A 12,916-nucleotide genomic window follows, 5' to 3' on the forward strand; every position below is an offset into this window, starting at 1 on the left:
TCTAAAAAAGAATTAAATTAATAGTACTAATTATTAAAAAAACTTAGTCATAAAAAAAGAATGGAAACAACCATGTCCCAGAGACTTATTTCAGTAGCAACACTTTCGACCCTCACCCTATCCTTGATGTTTTTGCAAGGCTGTGCAACTACACCACCTCCTAAAGCCGAGACTGCCCCAGCTCCCGCAGCGCCAGCATGGAAGCAGGGCATGGGTCCAGATATGGCTACTTCGACCTTGGCGCCAATGCCTGGGAAGATGACCACGACAGCGGCAAATGAAATTCCGATTGATAAGCTGAAATTACCTCCAGGTTTTAAGATTGAGGTTTGGGCAACTGGTATGCCCGGTGCACGCGCGATGGCTCGTGGTGACGACGGTAAGATCTATATTGGTACACGAGCCATTGGTCGTGTTTATGAATTAACCGACAACGGTAAAGAGCGCACTAGCCGCGTGTTAGTAGACAAATTAGTGCAGCCCGCTGGAGTTGCATTTAATAATGGCTCCTTGTATGTGATGGCCATCAATAAAGTCCTGCGTTACGACGGAATTGAAAAAAATCCAAGCGTGACACCAGTTGATCTCACTGCTAAATTTAATTTGCCACCCGAGCAGCACCATAACTGGAAGTACATTGCATTCGGACCCGATGGAAAGCTTTATGTCCCATTTGGAGCACCTTGCAACATTTGTGAGTTACCTACACCAGAGTACGCTCAAATTCGTCGCTATAACCCTGACGGATCAGGCATGGAAGTACTCGCAACTGGAGTTCGCAATAGTGTCGGCTTCGATTGGCATCCTACTACCAAGCAAATGTGGTTTACCAATCATGGTCGCGACTGGATGGGTGACGATAAACCAAATGACACACTTAACCGTATGCAAAAAACAGGCCTGAACTATGGCTTCCCTTATTGCCATTCAGGCAATATCCCGGACGATGTTGTGAAGAAGTCAAACCCCTGTGAAGGTGTAGAGCAACCTGTTACTTTAATGGGCCCGCATACTGCAGTCATGGGAATGAAGTTTTATACCGGCAATATGTTTCCAGCTGAATATAAAAACGCAGCCCTAGTTGCTCGTAAGGGTTCATGGAACCGTAATCAAAAGTCTGGTTATGACGTTGTCATGGTGAAGACAAGCGCAGATGGCAAAAACGCTAAGGTGACTCCGTTCATTACTGGCTTTATGAATCCGGCAGACAATTCATTCTGGGGTCGTCCTGCCTATCTCATGCAGATGCCTGATGGCTCTATGTTGGTGTCGGATGAGCAGTTAGGTGCAATTTACCGGGTTACCTACAGCAAGCAACTAGTAGCAGCTAAGTAATTCGCAGCATTGTTGTGCAGTATTTAAAAATAGCGACGTTTGCCTTAGGACTCGTATGTTCTAGCGCGGTGTCGCTTTCTTTTGCGCAAGATATTAGTGCCAAGATTCAGGTTTGTGGTGCTTGCCATGGTTCTGATGGCAATTCTAAAATTATAGGTACCCCATCTTTAGCGGGTCAGCCCAAGATTTTTCTAGAAAATCAAATGGTGATGATTCGGGAGGGTATGCGCGACATTCCTGTTATGAAGGGGCAACTTGATGGTTTAAGCGATGCTGCCATTGTTGCGATTGCAAAGTTTTACACCAATAGTCCAGCCATCTCGCAAGCAGGCTCTAGGAATGCTGCTTTATTTGATAAAGGTCAAGTGATTTCAAAAGAGGCTTTATGCGGAACATGCCATTTGCCTAGCTATGTTGGCAGAGATCAGATGCCAAGAATTGCTGCTCAGAGAGAAGACTACCTTTTGTACAGCATGAGACAGTTTCGTTCAAATCAAGCTACGGGTAGAGACACAATTATGGCGGCATCCCTTTACGGTATGACGGACGATGATTTAAAGGCAATTGCCCACTATCTGTCACAATTACAGTAATTTAGCGATGACCTGCTTGAATGTTTAGTGCCCTTAGACCGATGTTTTAAATACCAATGCCAAAAATTTAGTTCTTACTCCTAAACCATTGAAATATATAGGTTTTCGAGAAATACCTCATTATTCCAAGACCTAGCTTGCCCGTTCAAATCTTGCTAAGTGAGTCCACCCAGTATGAATGACACCGATGATGTCCTCACTCTTTTGACATCGATATACTAGCTGTGAATATTGAAATCTATAACATAAAGGAGATGTTCGTGAAAAGCAAAAAACTTAGTATCAATTACTTAATCGCTACAACATTATTTTTGGGCGCTGCAAATGTTTTTGCTGCCAGCCCGACCATGGATAAGATGAAATCTACTGGTGCAATCACTATGGGTGTTCGCGAATCCTCAATACCCATGTCCTACACCACAGGTGATAGTCGTTTTGATGGCTACCATGTTGAGGTTTGCCGGATGATTTTAGGTAGCATTAGAGAGCAATTAGGGATGAGTACCTTGCGCATTAACTATCAACCTGTAACTTCACAAAATCGTGTGCCTTTGGTGCAAAACGGTACTGTAGATATTGAGTGCGGTACCACTACTAATAATTCTACGCGTGCTAAGGATGTTGGATTTGCCAATACCTTGTATGTCGAGGAAGTTCGAATTGCTGTCAAGGCAAACTCAGGAATTAATTCAATTGCCCAGCTAGTGGGTAAGAAGGTAGCAACAACCACAGGTACTACTTCCGTGCAGTTATTGCGTAAACACGAAAAGGCCAATGGCGTCAATTTTGATGAGGTCTTTGGAAAAGACCATGCCGATAGCTTTTTATTATTGGAGTCCGGTCGCGCCGATGCATTTGTGATGGATGGTTCTATCCTAGCAGGTAATATTGCTAATTCCAAAAATCCTAAAGACTATAAGATTGTTGGTGAGGTACTTGCAACTGAGCCTATTGCGATTATGGTTCCTAAAAATGATCCTGAATTTAAGGCTGCTGTGAATGCCGCTATTGCCAAGATGGTGGCGAACGGTAACATGCCTAAGTTGTGGGATAAATGGTTTTTGCAACCAATTCCACCAAAAAATGTCGTAGTAGGTCTTGAATTATCTCCAGCAACTAAAAATGCTTGGGCTAATTTAAATGACAAGCCAGCGGAAGATTACAACAAGAAGTGATTCAATTTTCTAGGCCCTCAACAAGACTTTCAATATGCCCTTAGATTTAGGTGTTTTTTGTAAGAACACCTTAGATGGAGAAGTGGTAGATCACTGCTTCTCCGCGCTGTTTGGCTTAGCTCAAAATAGTGATCCAAGCTATCTAGATTGGCTGATGAAGGCCTGGGGCTGGACTTTGGCGGTAGCAGCCCTAAGCTTGATGATTGCTTTCATACTGGGTGCGGTGATGGGTACTCTACGTACTCTGCCAACTACCAGCTTTTTAAATGGATGGTTAATTCGTATTTCTACTGCTTGGGTAGAGCTATTCCGTAATATCCCCATCTTGGTACAAGTCTTTCTTTGGTATCACGTCATCCCTTCATTTGTTTTGCCTTTGAAGTCTCTACCATCGTATTGGTTGGTGAGTATTGCTCTGGGCTTCTTTACATCTGCTCGTATAGCTGAGCAGGTCAGGGCGGGTATTCAATCCCTGCCTAGCGGACAAACGGCTGCCGCCACGGCATTGGGTTTAACAACTCTGCAAACTTACCGTTACGTTATCTTGCCAATGGCATTACGGATTGTGATGCCACCACTGACTTCGGAGAGCATGAATCTCATTAAAAACTCCTCAGTGGCTTTTGCGGTTTCTGTACCGGAACTAACCTTATTTGCAATGCAGGCCCAAGAAGAAACATCTAAGGGTGTTGAAATCTACTTAGCAGTGACCTTGCTATATGCGCTCTCGGCATTCGCAGTCAATCGAGTAATGACGCTAATTGAAAAGCGTAATCGTATTCCGGGTTTTATTGTTTCCAATGACGCAAGCTTGGCTCACTAGATGTTGACGGGGTCAATGACATGCTGAGCTTAGATCTGAGTTTTTATAATTGGGAGTTATTTACCAACTATATTTTGAAGGGATTGGTATTTAGTGTTCAGTTAACTGTCTTTGCAACAGTGGGAGGCATCCTATTTGGGACATTTTTAGCTTTAATGCGCTTATCCGGACGGCCAGCATTGGTGTATCCCGCTACCTTTTACGTGAACACCATGCGATCCATTCCCCTGGTGATGGTCATCCTCTGGTTTTTCTTGCTCATTCCGATGTTAATTGGCAGGCCCATTGGGGCAGATCTTTCGGCCACGATTACTTTCATTGCATTTGAGGCAGCATTTTTCTCGGAGATTGTGCGGGCTGGTATTCAGTCCGTATCGAAGGGGCAGAGCTATGCAGGGGAAGCTTTGGGTATGACTTATGGTCAGAACATGCGTCTGGTAGTTTTGCCCCAAGCTTTTAGAAACATGATCCCTGTTTTTATGACTCAGACCATTGTCTTGTTTCAAGATACCTCATTGGTCTATGCCATTGGAGCATACGACTTACTTAAAGGATTTGAGATTGCGGGTAAAAATTATGGCCGCCCAATTGAAACCTATATTTTGGCTGCAGCAACGTATTTTGTAATTTGTTTCTCGCTCTCTAAAGTGGTTCGTAAGATACAAGCTAGAGTCGCCATTATTCGCTAATCTCATCCGGTATAAATTAAATAGATCATCATGATTGAACTTCAAAACGTGTCCAAATGGTATGGCTCATTTCAGGTGCTAACCGATTGTTCTACATCGATCCAAAAAGGCGAGGTGGTGGTGATTTGCGGTCCCTCTGGCTCTGGTAAATCCACCTTGATTAAAACTATTAATGCTCTTGAGCCCTTTCAGGGCGGTGAGATCACCGTTGATGGAATTTCGCTACATGACCCAAAAACAAACTTACCGACGCTCCGTTCACGTGTTGGCATGGTGTTTCAGCACTTTGAGCTTTTCCCGCATCTTAGTGTTACCGAAAATCTGACGCTTGCTCAAATGAAGGTCTTAGGTAGATCGGAAGATGAAGCTAAGACGCACGGCCTCAAGTATTTAGAGCGTGTTGGGCTAATGGCTCAAAAAGATAAGTTTCCTGGGCAATTATCTGGCGGTCAGCAGCAACGAGTTGCGATTGCCCGTGCCTTGAGCATGGATCCGATTGTGATGTTATTTGATGAGCCAACATCAGCCCTAGACCCCGAGATGGTGGGAGAGGTATTAGATGTCATGGTGAAACTCGCTCATGAAGGGATGACGATGTGCTGTGTTACCCATGAAATGGGCTTCGCTCGCAAGGTAAGCCATCGCGTGATCTTTATGGATCAAGGCAAAATCATTGAGGACTGTAGTAAAGATGAGTTCTTTGGTAATCCAGAAGCGAGATCGCCGAGAGCTAAAGATTTTCTCTCAAAGATCTTAGATTACTGACCTCAATTTCCATTTCAGTAAACGCGACTATGGCTACTAGTAGCTCAAATTTAGGCAGTGGTAGATCGTTAATCTACTGAGCGAGCTTCGGTAATTTTTTAGAATTCGCACGCCAAGTCAGCACAATAGTTTGATCAAACTTTAAGATCTTCTTATCTTTGTCTGGGTAGTCAACTCGTGATAACAAATTAGCAATCAGATTGAGGTGCGCAAGCTTTTTATCGTTAGCACTAACAATAGTCCATGGAGCACCTGATGAGCTCGTTTTCTTGAGCATGCTATTTCTAGCATCTGTATAGGCATCCCACATCTTCTGTGCTTTTTGGTCTATTGGACTTATCTTCCATTGCTTTAGTGGATCTTTGGCGCGATCCTTGAGCCTAGCTGCTTGCTCTTCTTTGCTAATGTCTAGGTAAAACTTGATGAGTTGAATATCTGATCCCACTAGCAGAGATTCAAAATCGTTAACTGTATTCATAAACTGCTTGTACTGAGCATCAGTGCAAAAGCCCATGACTTTTTCGACGCCAGCACGGTTATACCAACTGCGGTTGAATAATACGAATTCACCAGCAGTCGGAAGCTGCGCAACATATCTTTGGAAGTACCATTCGCCTTCCTCGTGCGGGGAGGGCTTGTTCAGAGCAACGACTCTGCTGTCCCTAGGGCTTAAATGTTCTGTAATGCTTTTGATGGAACCATCTTTGCCAGCAGTGTCGCGCCCTTCAAAAATTACTAAGAGGCGCTTACCTGTTTGAATGATATGACGCTGAAGTTTGACTAATTCAATTTGAAGAAGTCTGAGGTCTGCCTCGTAAGTATGTTCATGAATTTCAGAATTACTCAAGGGCAGCCTCTGCAAAACAAATGACTATTCAGTAGGAGGTGTCTCTGGAATAACTTTTTTGACCGCAACTTTTTTAGCGGCAGCTTTTTTTGCCACTACTTTCTTTGCTGGCACTTTTTTAGCTACTGCTTTTTTAGCTGGAGCCTTTTTTGTAGGAACCTTTTTAACTACCGCTTTTTTGGAGGCAACTTTTTTAACTGGAGTTTTTTTCTCAAGTTTATCCAACGCTTTTGCCAGCTTGTCAATTAGCTTTTCTCTATCTTCCTCGAGCTTATCTAGTTTTTTCATTAACTGCTTGACTAATTTTTTTTGACTCATGGCCTATTCCTTTCAAGTGGGTACTATTTATTTAATCTGCTAAATAGCTAATCTATTGTCTGATCGTACGTTTTATTCGGCATAGTTTCAAGCGTTTGTGACAGTCAGGGCTATATTTAATTTGGTGTTGCAGGTATTTCATCCCCAAAAAGAGCAAGGGGTTAATATTTAACCTTACGTCCTATTTTGAAAAGAAGGTATCTGTATGCATCTATCCGTGAAACACATCTTCTCCATCAGCTTATTGCTTATGAGCTCTTTGCTTGCTGCGCAAAAAAATGATGCCATTATTCAGACAGGGCAAGTGCAGGAGGCCATAGCCCGAGGCGCAATTCTTTGGGATGTGCGCGATGAAAAGAGTTACTTAGAGGGGCATATTCCTGGCGCCATCAATATCGGTGATGCAGGCAATATTCTGAGGGATGCAAACAAAGAAGACTATATCGCCACTGCAAAAATTCAAGCGATTTTTAATGCTGCTGGACTCGATGTGAATAAAGACATTGTGGTGTATGGCTCTCGTGGAAATCCATATGCTTATTTCGGTCTTTATACGATTCATTACTTTGGCGGTAAGCAGGCCCAAATCTATCATGACGGCATTGATGCTTGGAAGTCAGCTGGATTAGCTCTTCAAAAGGAGCGTCCCAATGTGCCGGCTGTCTCTGTAACGCTAGTGCCTCAGCCTCAGTTGCTAGTAACGAATGAGGAGATGCTGAAGTTAGCTCAATCTAAATCGGTTCAGATTATTGATGTGCGAACTCCCGATGAGTTTTCTGGCAAAGATGTTCGTGCGATTCGAGGGGGCCATATTCCCAATGCGATCAATATTCCTTACGAGGAAAATTGGCAGGATCCTGCAACGTCTATTAAGCTTGGTAAGAAGCAAGTTTCTGATAATTCGGGAATGACTCTAAAAAGTCAGGCAGATTTGAAAAAGTTGTATTCGAATCTGGATCCTAATCAAGATACGGTGGTCTATTGCCAAAGCGGCGTGCGTGCCGCTGAAACAGCGACAGTCCTCAAAAATCTGGGCTTTAAGAAGGTGAAGGTGTATGACTCATCCTGGCTAGGTTGGGGAAATAACCTGAAGGCCCAAGTGTCCGAGGAAAGCTTCTTAAATGTAGGTGCCCTCAATGCCAAAATATCTGCAATGCAAAACAAGATTAATCAGCTGGAAGAGGCTTTAAAGACCAAAAGCAGCAATTAATGCCTTCTATTGCTTGATCCCTTAGAGCTTTAAATTGAAAAACCCCAGAGAGGAGATCTTCTGGGGTTATTTTTTGAGTAAAGCGGTTTATTCTGGGTGGAAGTTGTTGCTGGCCATAAAGCTAATAGTGCGCTCAAAGCCCAAAATACGGATGTAACGCCAGGCGATATCGCGGTATTTGCTATCTAAATAGCCAATAGCGACTTCAGGCGTCCTTTTGGACAAGTCGATTTGTTCAATTGTGCGGGCCCAGCGTTTTAGTCTTGTTGACATATTTACTACCTCCATGAGCATACAACGCATGGAAAAGTAGCTGGGATGACACAGATAAGTAATATTTTAAAGAAATTAACAAAAACCAGTCAAATTGATGGTTTTTATCCTTTAAGGCTGTTTTCTGCCGCGGCCTGATCCTTTTTTGCTGCTTTTGCCCGCGCTTTAATGGGTTTAAGGAACATTAGCAGACATACAAACCCGACTGTTCCAATAGCCGTTTCTAAGGCAGCCATCCAGAAATTGACTCCAGTTTCCAAAATACGGACCAAGCCCTCGGTGATGTAGAGCAGGATCAGCATAGAGGCCCATTGCATGGTGTAAACATTACCTTTCCATAGACCTGGAATCGCAAATAACAAGGGGATGGCCTTGAGAACGAGCCAAGAGCCTCCCGGCCTCAGTGGCGAGATAAACCATTCCCAAGCAATACACAGAATGAATAGGTCAATAAAAGCTGCCGTAGCGATGAGTTGGTAGGGGTTTTTGGAGAGCCAGCTTTTGAGCATAAATTACCCTTGAATGAGTTTGAGTGCTGTAATTGCCAGGCGTTTACCTTGGGCAATTGCTAGGCGCTGCTCTTCAGTGCTGATTGGCGCTCGACCATCAGCATGCGCCAGGTGGGTAACGCCATAAGGACTGCCACCACTTGAGGTACTCATCAGGTCGGGTTCACTGTACGGAAGACCCATGATCATCATGCCATGGTGAAGCAGGGGAATCATCATGGTGAGTAAAGTGCTTTCTTGACCGCCGTGCAGGCTACCTGTGCTTGTAAAGACGCAAGCTGGTTTGCCAATGAGGGCGCCATTGAGCCATTCTGAAGAGCTGCCATCCCAAAAGTATTTCATGGGAGCGGCCATATTGCCAAAGCGTGTAGGGGAGCCCAGAGCTAGACCAATACATTCTTTTAAGTCGGCGTATTCAACATAGGGGGCGCCATCAGCTGGGACAGCGGCCTCTGTAGCTTCACATACTGTAGAGATCGTTGGAACAGTGCGTAGCCTGGCGTTAATACCTGGGACGCTTTCAATACCTTCGGCAATCAGTCGAGCTAAGTCTCGGGTTGCTCCATAGCGTGAGTAGTACAAAACTAAAATGTCAGATTGGCTCATATTCTTCTCTTATCTCTTATGATATGGGCGATGCGCCTCATACAGAATCCTCAATTATGGCTCTCTCTTGGAAAAGAGATCTGGGAGCGTAACCGGGGTCAAAATCTAAAGCAGGTAGCTGCCAGCTTAGCCTTTACTACTACGCTGGCCTTGATTCCGATGCTGACGGTGGCCTCCATTCTGATTGGCTATCTCCCCAGTGTGGTGCGTATTAAGTATGCCTTTCAGGCCTGGTTGCTTGATACCTATATGCCGGGAGGCTTAAATCAGCAGGTCTTTAATTACTTGGATCAATTTTCAGCTCAGGCCAAAGGCCTTACCTTGATTGGTTTGCTCGGCTTGGTGATTACGACCATCATGACATTGGCAGTGATTGAAAACGCCTTTAATCAGATCTTTCGTGTTACTGCAAGCCGACCGATTTTGAAGAAGATTGTGATCTATTCCTCTGCAACCATCTTGGGGCCCATCTTATTAGGTATTGGAACCTACTTAAGTGGTCTTCTTTTTAGTGCGGCAGAGGGGTGGACAGAAACCCTGAGCTTTGGTTTGGGTTTCGTGGCAACGGTGGTGCCAATACTTCTAGCCATAGCCGTATTCTCAGTAGCTTACAAAATCCTCCCTTATGCCCAAATTGAGTGGCGTGATGCTTTGAGTGGCGCCTTCTTTGCGGCCCTCACTTTTGAGTTAATGAAGTTTGGCTTTGGTCTATTTCTAGGTAATGTCGGTTTTTACAAAACGGTCTACGGTGCTTTTGCAATCTTCCCTTTAGCGCTGATTTGGATATACCTGACCTGGTGGATTACTTTGGCTGGGGCGGTCTTAGTTGCCAATCTTCCTAGTATTCGTAATGGGCTTGTAAGGGTTATTCGTTACTGAAATACTGCCCATGCCGCTTGATTCCTTGGGGGCATAAGCATATATTGGTTCAATCAGAACCCATAGCTGGAGATTCAATGAAAGTTTGCGACATATTGCGCGTTAAGGGCAGCACACTATTTACGGTGGCACCGGATACTGCTTTGCAAACCGCCGTCTTGGTCATGAGCGAGCACGACATTGGCTCCTTAGTGGTGATGGAATACGACAAGCTCGTGGGCATCCTGACATTCCGTGAAGTGATTGCGGCTTTAGCAAAACACCATGGCAAATTGGATGATCTCAAAGTGCAAAGCGTCATGAATGCCAAGCCCTTGACATGCAATATGGAGACAGAGATTGATGAGGTTCGCCGCATGATGCTAGTTGACCATGCCCGCTATCTACCGGTGATTGATCAAAAGATGCTGATGGGCGTGATTTCTTTCTACGACGTGGCTAAATCCGTTGTTGAGGCCCAGGACTTTGAGAACACCATGCTCAAAGCTTACATCCGCGACTGGCCAGAAGAGGCTGAAAAATCTACCCCATAGGCTCAGCCTAGCCCAAGCCCCCGAGCAATGACATAATGTCAATATGTCAGGAAATACATTAGGGCTTCTCTTTACTGTCACCACTTTTGGTGAATCCCACGGTCCCGCCATTGGCGCTGTTGTTGATGGCTGTCCTCCAGGCATGTCTCTTTGTGAAGCAGACTTGCAACTCGATTTAGATCGCCGCAAGCCAGGAACCTCACGTCATGTAACCCAGCGTCAAGAGGCTGATAGGGTCGAAATTCTGTCTGGTGTATATGAAGGCAAAACCACTGGCACGCCCATTGGCTTGTTAATTCGGAATACCGATCAACGCAGTCAAGATTATGGCAACATCCTGCAAACATTTAGACCCGGTCATGCTGATTACGCCTATCACTACAAATATGGTTTGCGTGATCCTCGTGGGGGTGGGCGCTCTTCAGCAAGATTAACTGCTCCGGTAGTAGCTGCAGCAGCGATTGCCAAGAAGTGGCTCAAAGAACAATATGGCACGGAGTTTTATGGCTACATGAGCCAGCTCGGTGAAATTGAAATCCCATTTAAGGATGCAGCACTCATTGAGAGCAATCCTTTCTTTGCTGCTAATGCCGATATCGTTCCTCAGCTAGAAGCGTATATGGATGCACTGCGCAAAGCAGGGGATTCTTGCGGTGCGAAGATTGAAGTGCGGGCGCGTAATGTGCCCATCGGATTGGGTGAGCCTGTATTCGATAAGTTAGATGCGGATATTGCACATGCCATGATGGGTATTAATGCGGTCAAGGGCGTTGAGATTGGCTCTGGCTTTAAGTCAGTAATGCAGCGTGGCAGTGAGCATGGCGATGAGTTGCATCCAGATGGATTTGCTAGCAATAATGCGGGCGGCACTTTAGGCGGCATCAGCACTGGTCAAGATTTGCGGGTGTCGATTGCCATCAAGCCAACCTCCAGTATATTGAGTCCAAAAGAATCGGTGGATTTAGATGGCAAGCCTATGACTGTTCAGACTAAGGGTCGTCATGATCCTTGTGTAGGTATTCGTGCTACCCCAATTGCGGAAGCGATGCTAGCCTTAGTTTTGATGGATCACGCTTTGCGGCACCGCGCTCAGTGCGGTGATGTGAAACACAGTGTTGCGTCGATCCCAGCTGCACGTCCCGGCTCTGCAACAGATTAATCAAATTCACTTTAGAAGCCTAAAAAGAAAATGACACCTTCAGTGCGTTGGGCCTTCGGGTCCTTTTTCTTTTTGTATTTCGCTTATGTTGGTTTAGTTTCTCCATACGCCAGCCTCTTTTTTCTAGATCGTGGCTTTAGTGTTATCGAGATTGCGGTCTTAATGTCCATGCTGCAAATCACACGAATAGTGGGGCCGTTCTCTTGGGGGTGGTTGTCAGACTATCTGTCTAATCGTATTAGCATCATTCGCTTATGCGCTTGCTTGGCGGCAGTGACCTTCTTGAGTATCTTTTTTCTCAATAGCTATGTTGCATTCTTTATTTGGATGTTTGTACTGCACACCATCCTCAGTAGCTTAATGCCCTTGGGTGAATCCGCTACTGTCCATGCTTTGTTTAAAGACAATTCATTTGACAAGCGTTACGGCCGTTTGCGTTTATGGGGCTCGATTGGTTTTATTGCTATGGTCTTATTTGCGGGTGAATTATTTCAGCGCAAAGGTATCGAGTTATATCCCATCGTGGGCGCGGTGATTTTGATCTTTTTGGCGTTAGTTACCTTTCGCTTGCATGAGCCCAAGATGGAGCGTCGCAAGATGGTTAAGGGCGAACTGCTGATTGTTTTATTGAATCCGGATGTGCGTTGGTTCTTGCTCTCCGGATTTTTTATGATCTTTGCGCACGCTGCTTTGTATGTGTTCTATTCGCTCTACCTAGCCGATTTAGGTTACGACAAATTTCAGATTGGTTTGTTCTGGGCTTTAGGCGTTGCAGCCGAAGTGATCTTCTTTTATTTCCAAAGTAAAGTGCTCAGTCGCTTAGACCCTGAGATTGTTTTGCAAATCGCTTTTGGTATGGGCGTGTTCCGCTTTATCTTGATGGCTTTTTTCCCCCTCACTTGGGTGCTGATTCTGGCTCAGCTCATGCACGCGGGTACTTTTGGCGCACACCACAGTGCTGCTACGAAATTATTGCAACGTTGGTTTACTGGCCCATTACAGGCGCGAGGACAGGCTTTAATGGCAACCGTGTCTTATGGCTTAGGCGGAACGCTTGGTGGCTTGCTGGCTGGTTGGTTATGGGATGCTACACAGCCTCGCAATGTATTTGTGATGGCGGCCTTAGCCTGCGGTCTAGGAGGTATGGCGATTGGGAAGCTGCGCCCCAGCCGCTAGCCCGCTGGATGAATGAAGAAGTAATG

Annotated in this window: 16 protein-coding genes; 11 read left to right on the forward strand and 5 right to left on the reverse strand. The window is 45.1% G+C overall.

Annotated elements, in window-relative coordinates:
- The first annotated feature begins 72 nt into the window (after positions 1-72).
- From ICN22_RS06180 to ICN22_RS06205, 6 genes are all read left to right on the forward strand, one after another.
- Positions 73-1,335 carry a PQQ-dependent sugar dehydrogenase gene (locus ICN22_RS06180; RefSeq protein WP_255533880.1) on the forward strand — a complete coding sequence of 421 codons (1,263 nt, stop codon included), beginning with the start codon at positions 73-75 and terminating at the stop codon, positions 1,333-1,335.
- A gap of 68 nt (positions 1,336-1,403) precedes the next feature.
- Positions 1,404-1,928 (forward strand): c-type cytochrome, encoded by a 525-nt coding sequence (locus ICN22_RS06185; protein WP_216863500.1) that lies wholly within the window; start codon positions 1,404-1,406, stop codon positions 1,926-1,928.
- Between the two features lie 347 nt (positions 1,929-2,275).
- A complete protein-coding gene (locus tag ICN22_RS06190; protein ID WP_439650986.1) occupies positions 2,276-3,103 on the forward strand; it encodes an amino acid ABC transporter substrate-binding protein in 828 nt (275 codons plus the stop codon).
- Positions 3,104-3,137: 34 nt separating this feature from the next.
- Positions 3,138-3,926: an amino acid ABC transporter permease gene (locus ICN22_RS06195; RefSeq protein ID WP_216169413.1), complete on the forward strand. Its 789-nt coding sequence runs from the start codon at positions 3,138-3,140 to the stop codon at positions 3,924-3,926.
- Positions 3,927-3,946: 20 nt separating this feature from the next.
- Positions 3,947-4,615, forward strand: a complete 669-nt coding sequence (locus ICN22_RS06200) for an amino acid ABC transporter permease (protein ID WP_216169414.1) — start codon at positions 3,947-3,949, stop codon at positions 4,613-4,615.
- A gap of 30 nt (positions 4,616-4,645) precedes the next feature.
- Positions 4,646-5,380: an amino acid ABC transporter ATP-binding protein gene (locus ICN22_RS06205; RefSeq protein WP_216169415.1), complete on the forward strand. Its 735-nt coding sequence runs from the start codon at positions 4,646-4,648 to the stop codon at positions 5,378-5,380.
- Positions 5,381-5,453: 73 nt separating this feature from the next.
- On the opposite strand, the gene ppk2 is transcribed toward ICN22_RS06205, so the two are convergent.
- Complete coding sequence (ppk2, locus tag ICN22_RS06210) at positions 5,454-6,227, reverse strand: polyphosphate kinase 2 (protein WP_255533881.1); 774 nt, start codon at positions 6,225-6,227, stop codon at positions 5,454-5,456.
- Positions 6,228-6,251: 24 nt separating this feature from the next.
- Positions 6,252-6,545, reverse strand: coding sequence for a serine/threonine protein kinase (locus ICN22_RS06215; RefSeq protein WP_216169417.1), 294 nt, complete (start codon positions 6,543-6,545; stop codon positions 6,252-6,254).
- Between the two features lie 250 nt (positions 6,546-6,795).
- Here ICN22_RS06215 and ICN22_RS06220 point away from each other — a divergent pair, with 250 nt between their 5' ends.
- Positions 6,796-7,755, forward strand: a complete 960-nt coding sequence (locus ICN22_RS06220; protein WP_216169418.1) for a sulfurtransferase — start codon at positions 6,796-6,798, stop codon at positions 7,753-7,755.
- Between the two features lie 87 nt (positions 7,756-7,842).
- On the opposite strand, the gene ICN22_RS06225 is transcribed toward ICN22_RS06220, so the two are convergent.
- The 3 genes from ICN22_RS06225 to wrbA form a co-directional block, all read right to left on the reverse strand.
- Positions 7,843-8,028 carry a hypothetical protein gene (locus ICN22_RS06225; protein WP_046330073.1) on the reverse strand — a complete coding sequence of 62 codons (186 nt, stop codon included), beginning with the start codon at positions 8,026-8,028 and terminating at the stop codon, positions 7,843-7,845.
- Between the two features lie 104 nt (positions 8,029-8,132).
- On the reverse strand, positions 8,133-8,537 hold the full coding sequence (locus ICN22_RS06230; protein ID WP_216169419.1) for a DUF2069 domain-containing protein: 405 nt from the start codon (positions 8,535-8,537) through the stop codon (positions 8,133-8,135).
- Positions 8,538-8,540: 3 nt separating this feature from the next.
- Positions 8,541-9,143 carry an NAD(P)H:quinone oxidoreductase gene (gene wrbA, locus ICN22_RS06235; RefSeq protein WP_216169420.1) on the reverse strand — a complete coding sequence of 201 codons (603 nt, stop codon included), beginning with the start codon at positions 9,141-9,143 and terminating at the stop codon, positions 8,541-8,543.
- A 30-nt stretch (positions 9,144-9,173) separates the two neighbouring features.
- Here wrbA and ICN22_RS06240 point away from each other — a divergent pair, with 30 nt between their 5' ends.
- The 4 genes from ICN22_RS06240 to ICN22_RS06255 all read left to right on the forward strand — a co-directional run bounded on the left by ICN22_RS06240 (position 9,174) and on the right by ICN22_RS06255 (position 12,890).
- The gene (locus ICN22_RS06240) at positions 9,174-10,022 is read left to right on the forward strand and encodes a YihY family inner membrane protein (RefSeq protein WP_216169421.1); all 849 of its coding nucleotides are present in this window, start codon (positions 9,174-9,176) and stop codon (positions 10,020-10,022) included.
- 77 nt (positions 10,023-10,099) lie between these two features.
- Positions 10,100-10,555 carry a CBS domain-containing protein gene (locus ICN22_RS06245; protein ID WP_216169422.1) on the forward strand — a complete coding sequence of 152 codons (456 nt, stop codon included), beginning with the start codon at positions 10,100-10,102 and terminating at the stop codon, positions 10,553-10,555.
- Between the two features lie 43 nt (positions 10,556-10,598).
- On the forward strand, positions 10,599-11,714 hold the full coding sequence (gene aroC, locus ICN22_RS06250) for a chorismate synthase (RefSeq protein ID WP_216169423.1): 1,116 nt from the start codon (positions 10,599-10,601) through the stop codon (positions 11,712-11,714).
- A 30-nt stretch (positions 11,715-11,744) separates the two neighbouring features.
- Complete coding sequence (locus tag ICN22_RS06255; protein WP_216169424.1) at positions 11,745-12,890, forward strand: MFS transporter; 1,146 nt, start codon at positions 11,745-11,747, stop codon at positions 12,888-12,890.
- The last annotated feature ends 26 nt before the right edge of the window (positions 12,891-12,916 follow it).

The organism is Polynucleobacter bastaniensis, assembly GCF_018882205.1.
GTDB classification, from domain to species: Bacteria; Pseudomonadota; Gammaproteobacteria; order Burkholderiales; family Burkholderiaceae; genus Polynucleobacter; species Polynucleobacter bastaniensis.

Bases quoted from the DNA above. Each gene is read 5' to 3' on its own strand.
- ICN22_RS06205 (WP_216169415.1), top strand. From the start codon at position 4,646: ATGATTGAACTTCAAAACGTGTCCAAATGGTATGGCTCATTTCAGGTG.
- ICN22_RS06230 (WP_216169419.1), bottom strand. From the start codon at position 8,537: ATGCTCAAAAGCTGGCTCTCCAAAAACCCCTACCAACTCATCGCTACG.
- ICN22_RS06240 (WP_216169421.1), top strand. From the start codon at position 9,174: ATGCGCCTCATACAGAATCCTCAATTATGGCTCTCTCTTGGAAAAGAG.
- ICN22_RS06245 (WP_216169422.1), top strand. From the start codon at position 10,100: ATGAAAGTTTGCGACATATTGCGCGTTAAGGGCAGCACACTATTTACG.
- ICN22_RS06220 (WP_216169418.1), top strand. From the start codon at position 6,796: ATGAGCTCTTTGCTTGCTGCGCAAAAAAATGATGCCATTATTCAGACA.
- ICN22_RS06255 (WP_216169424.1), top strand. From the start codon at position 11,745: ATGACACCTTCAGTGCGTTGGGCCTTCGGGTCCTTTTTCTTTTTGTAT.
- ICN22_RS06225 (WP_046330073.1), bottom strand. From the start codon at position 8,028: ATGTCAACAAGACTAAAACGCTGGGCCCGCACAATTGAACAAATCGAC.
- ICN22_RS06200 (WP_216169414.1), top strand. From the start codon at position 3,947: ATGCTGAGCTTAGATCTGAGTTTTTATAATTGGGAGTTATTTACCAAC.
- wrbA (WP_216169420.1), bottom strand. From the start codon at position 9,143: ATGAGCCAATCTGACATTTTAGTTTTGTACTACTCACGCTATGGAGCA.
- ICN22_RS06195 (WP_216169413.1), top strand. From the start codon at position 3,138: ATGCCCTTAGATTTAGGTGTTTTTTGTAAGAACACCTTAGATGGAGAA.
- ICN22_RS06190 (WP_439650986.1), top strand. From the start codon at position 2,276: ATGGATAAGATGAAATCTACTGGTGCAATCACTATGGGTGTTCGCGAA.
- ICN22_RS06180 (WP_255533880.1), top strand. From the start codon at position 73: ATGTCCCAGAGACTTATTTCAGTAGCAACACTTTCGACCCTCACCCTA.
- ICN22_RS06215 (WP_216169417.1), bottom strand. From the start codon at position 6,545: ATGAGTCAAAAAAAATTAGTCAAGCAGTTAATGAAAAAACTAGATAAG.
- aroC (WP_216169423.1), top strand. From the start codon at position 10,599: ATGTCAGGAAATACATTAGGGCTTCTCTTTACTGTCACCACTTTTGGT.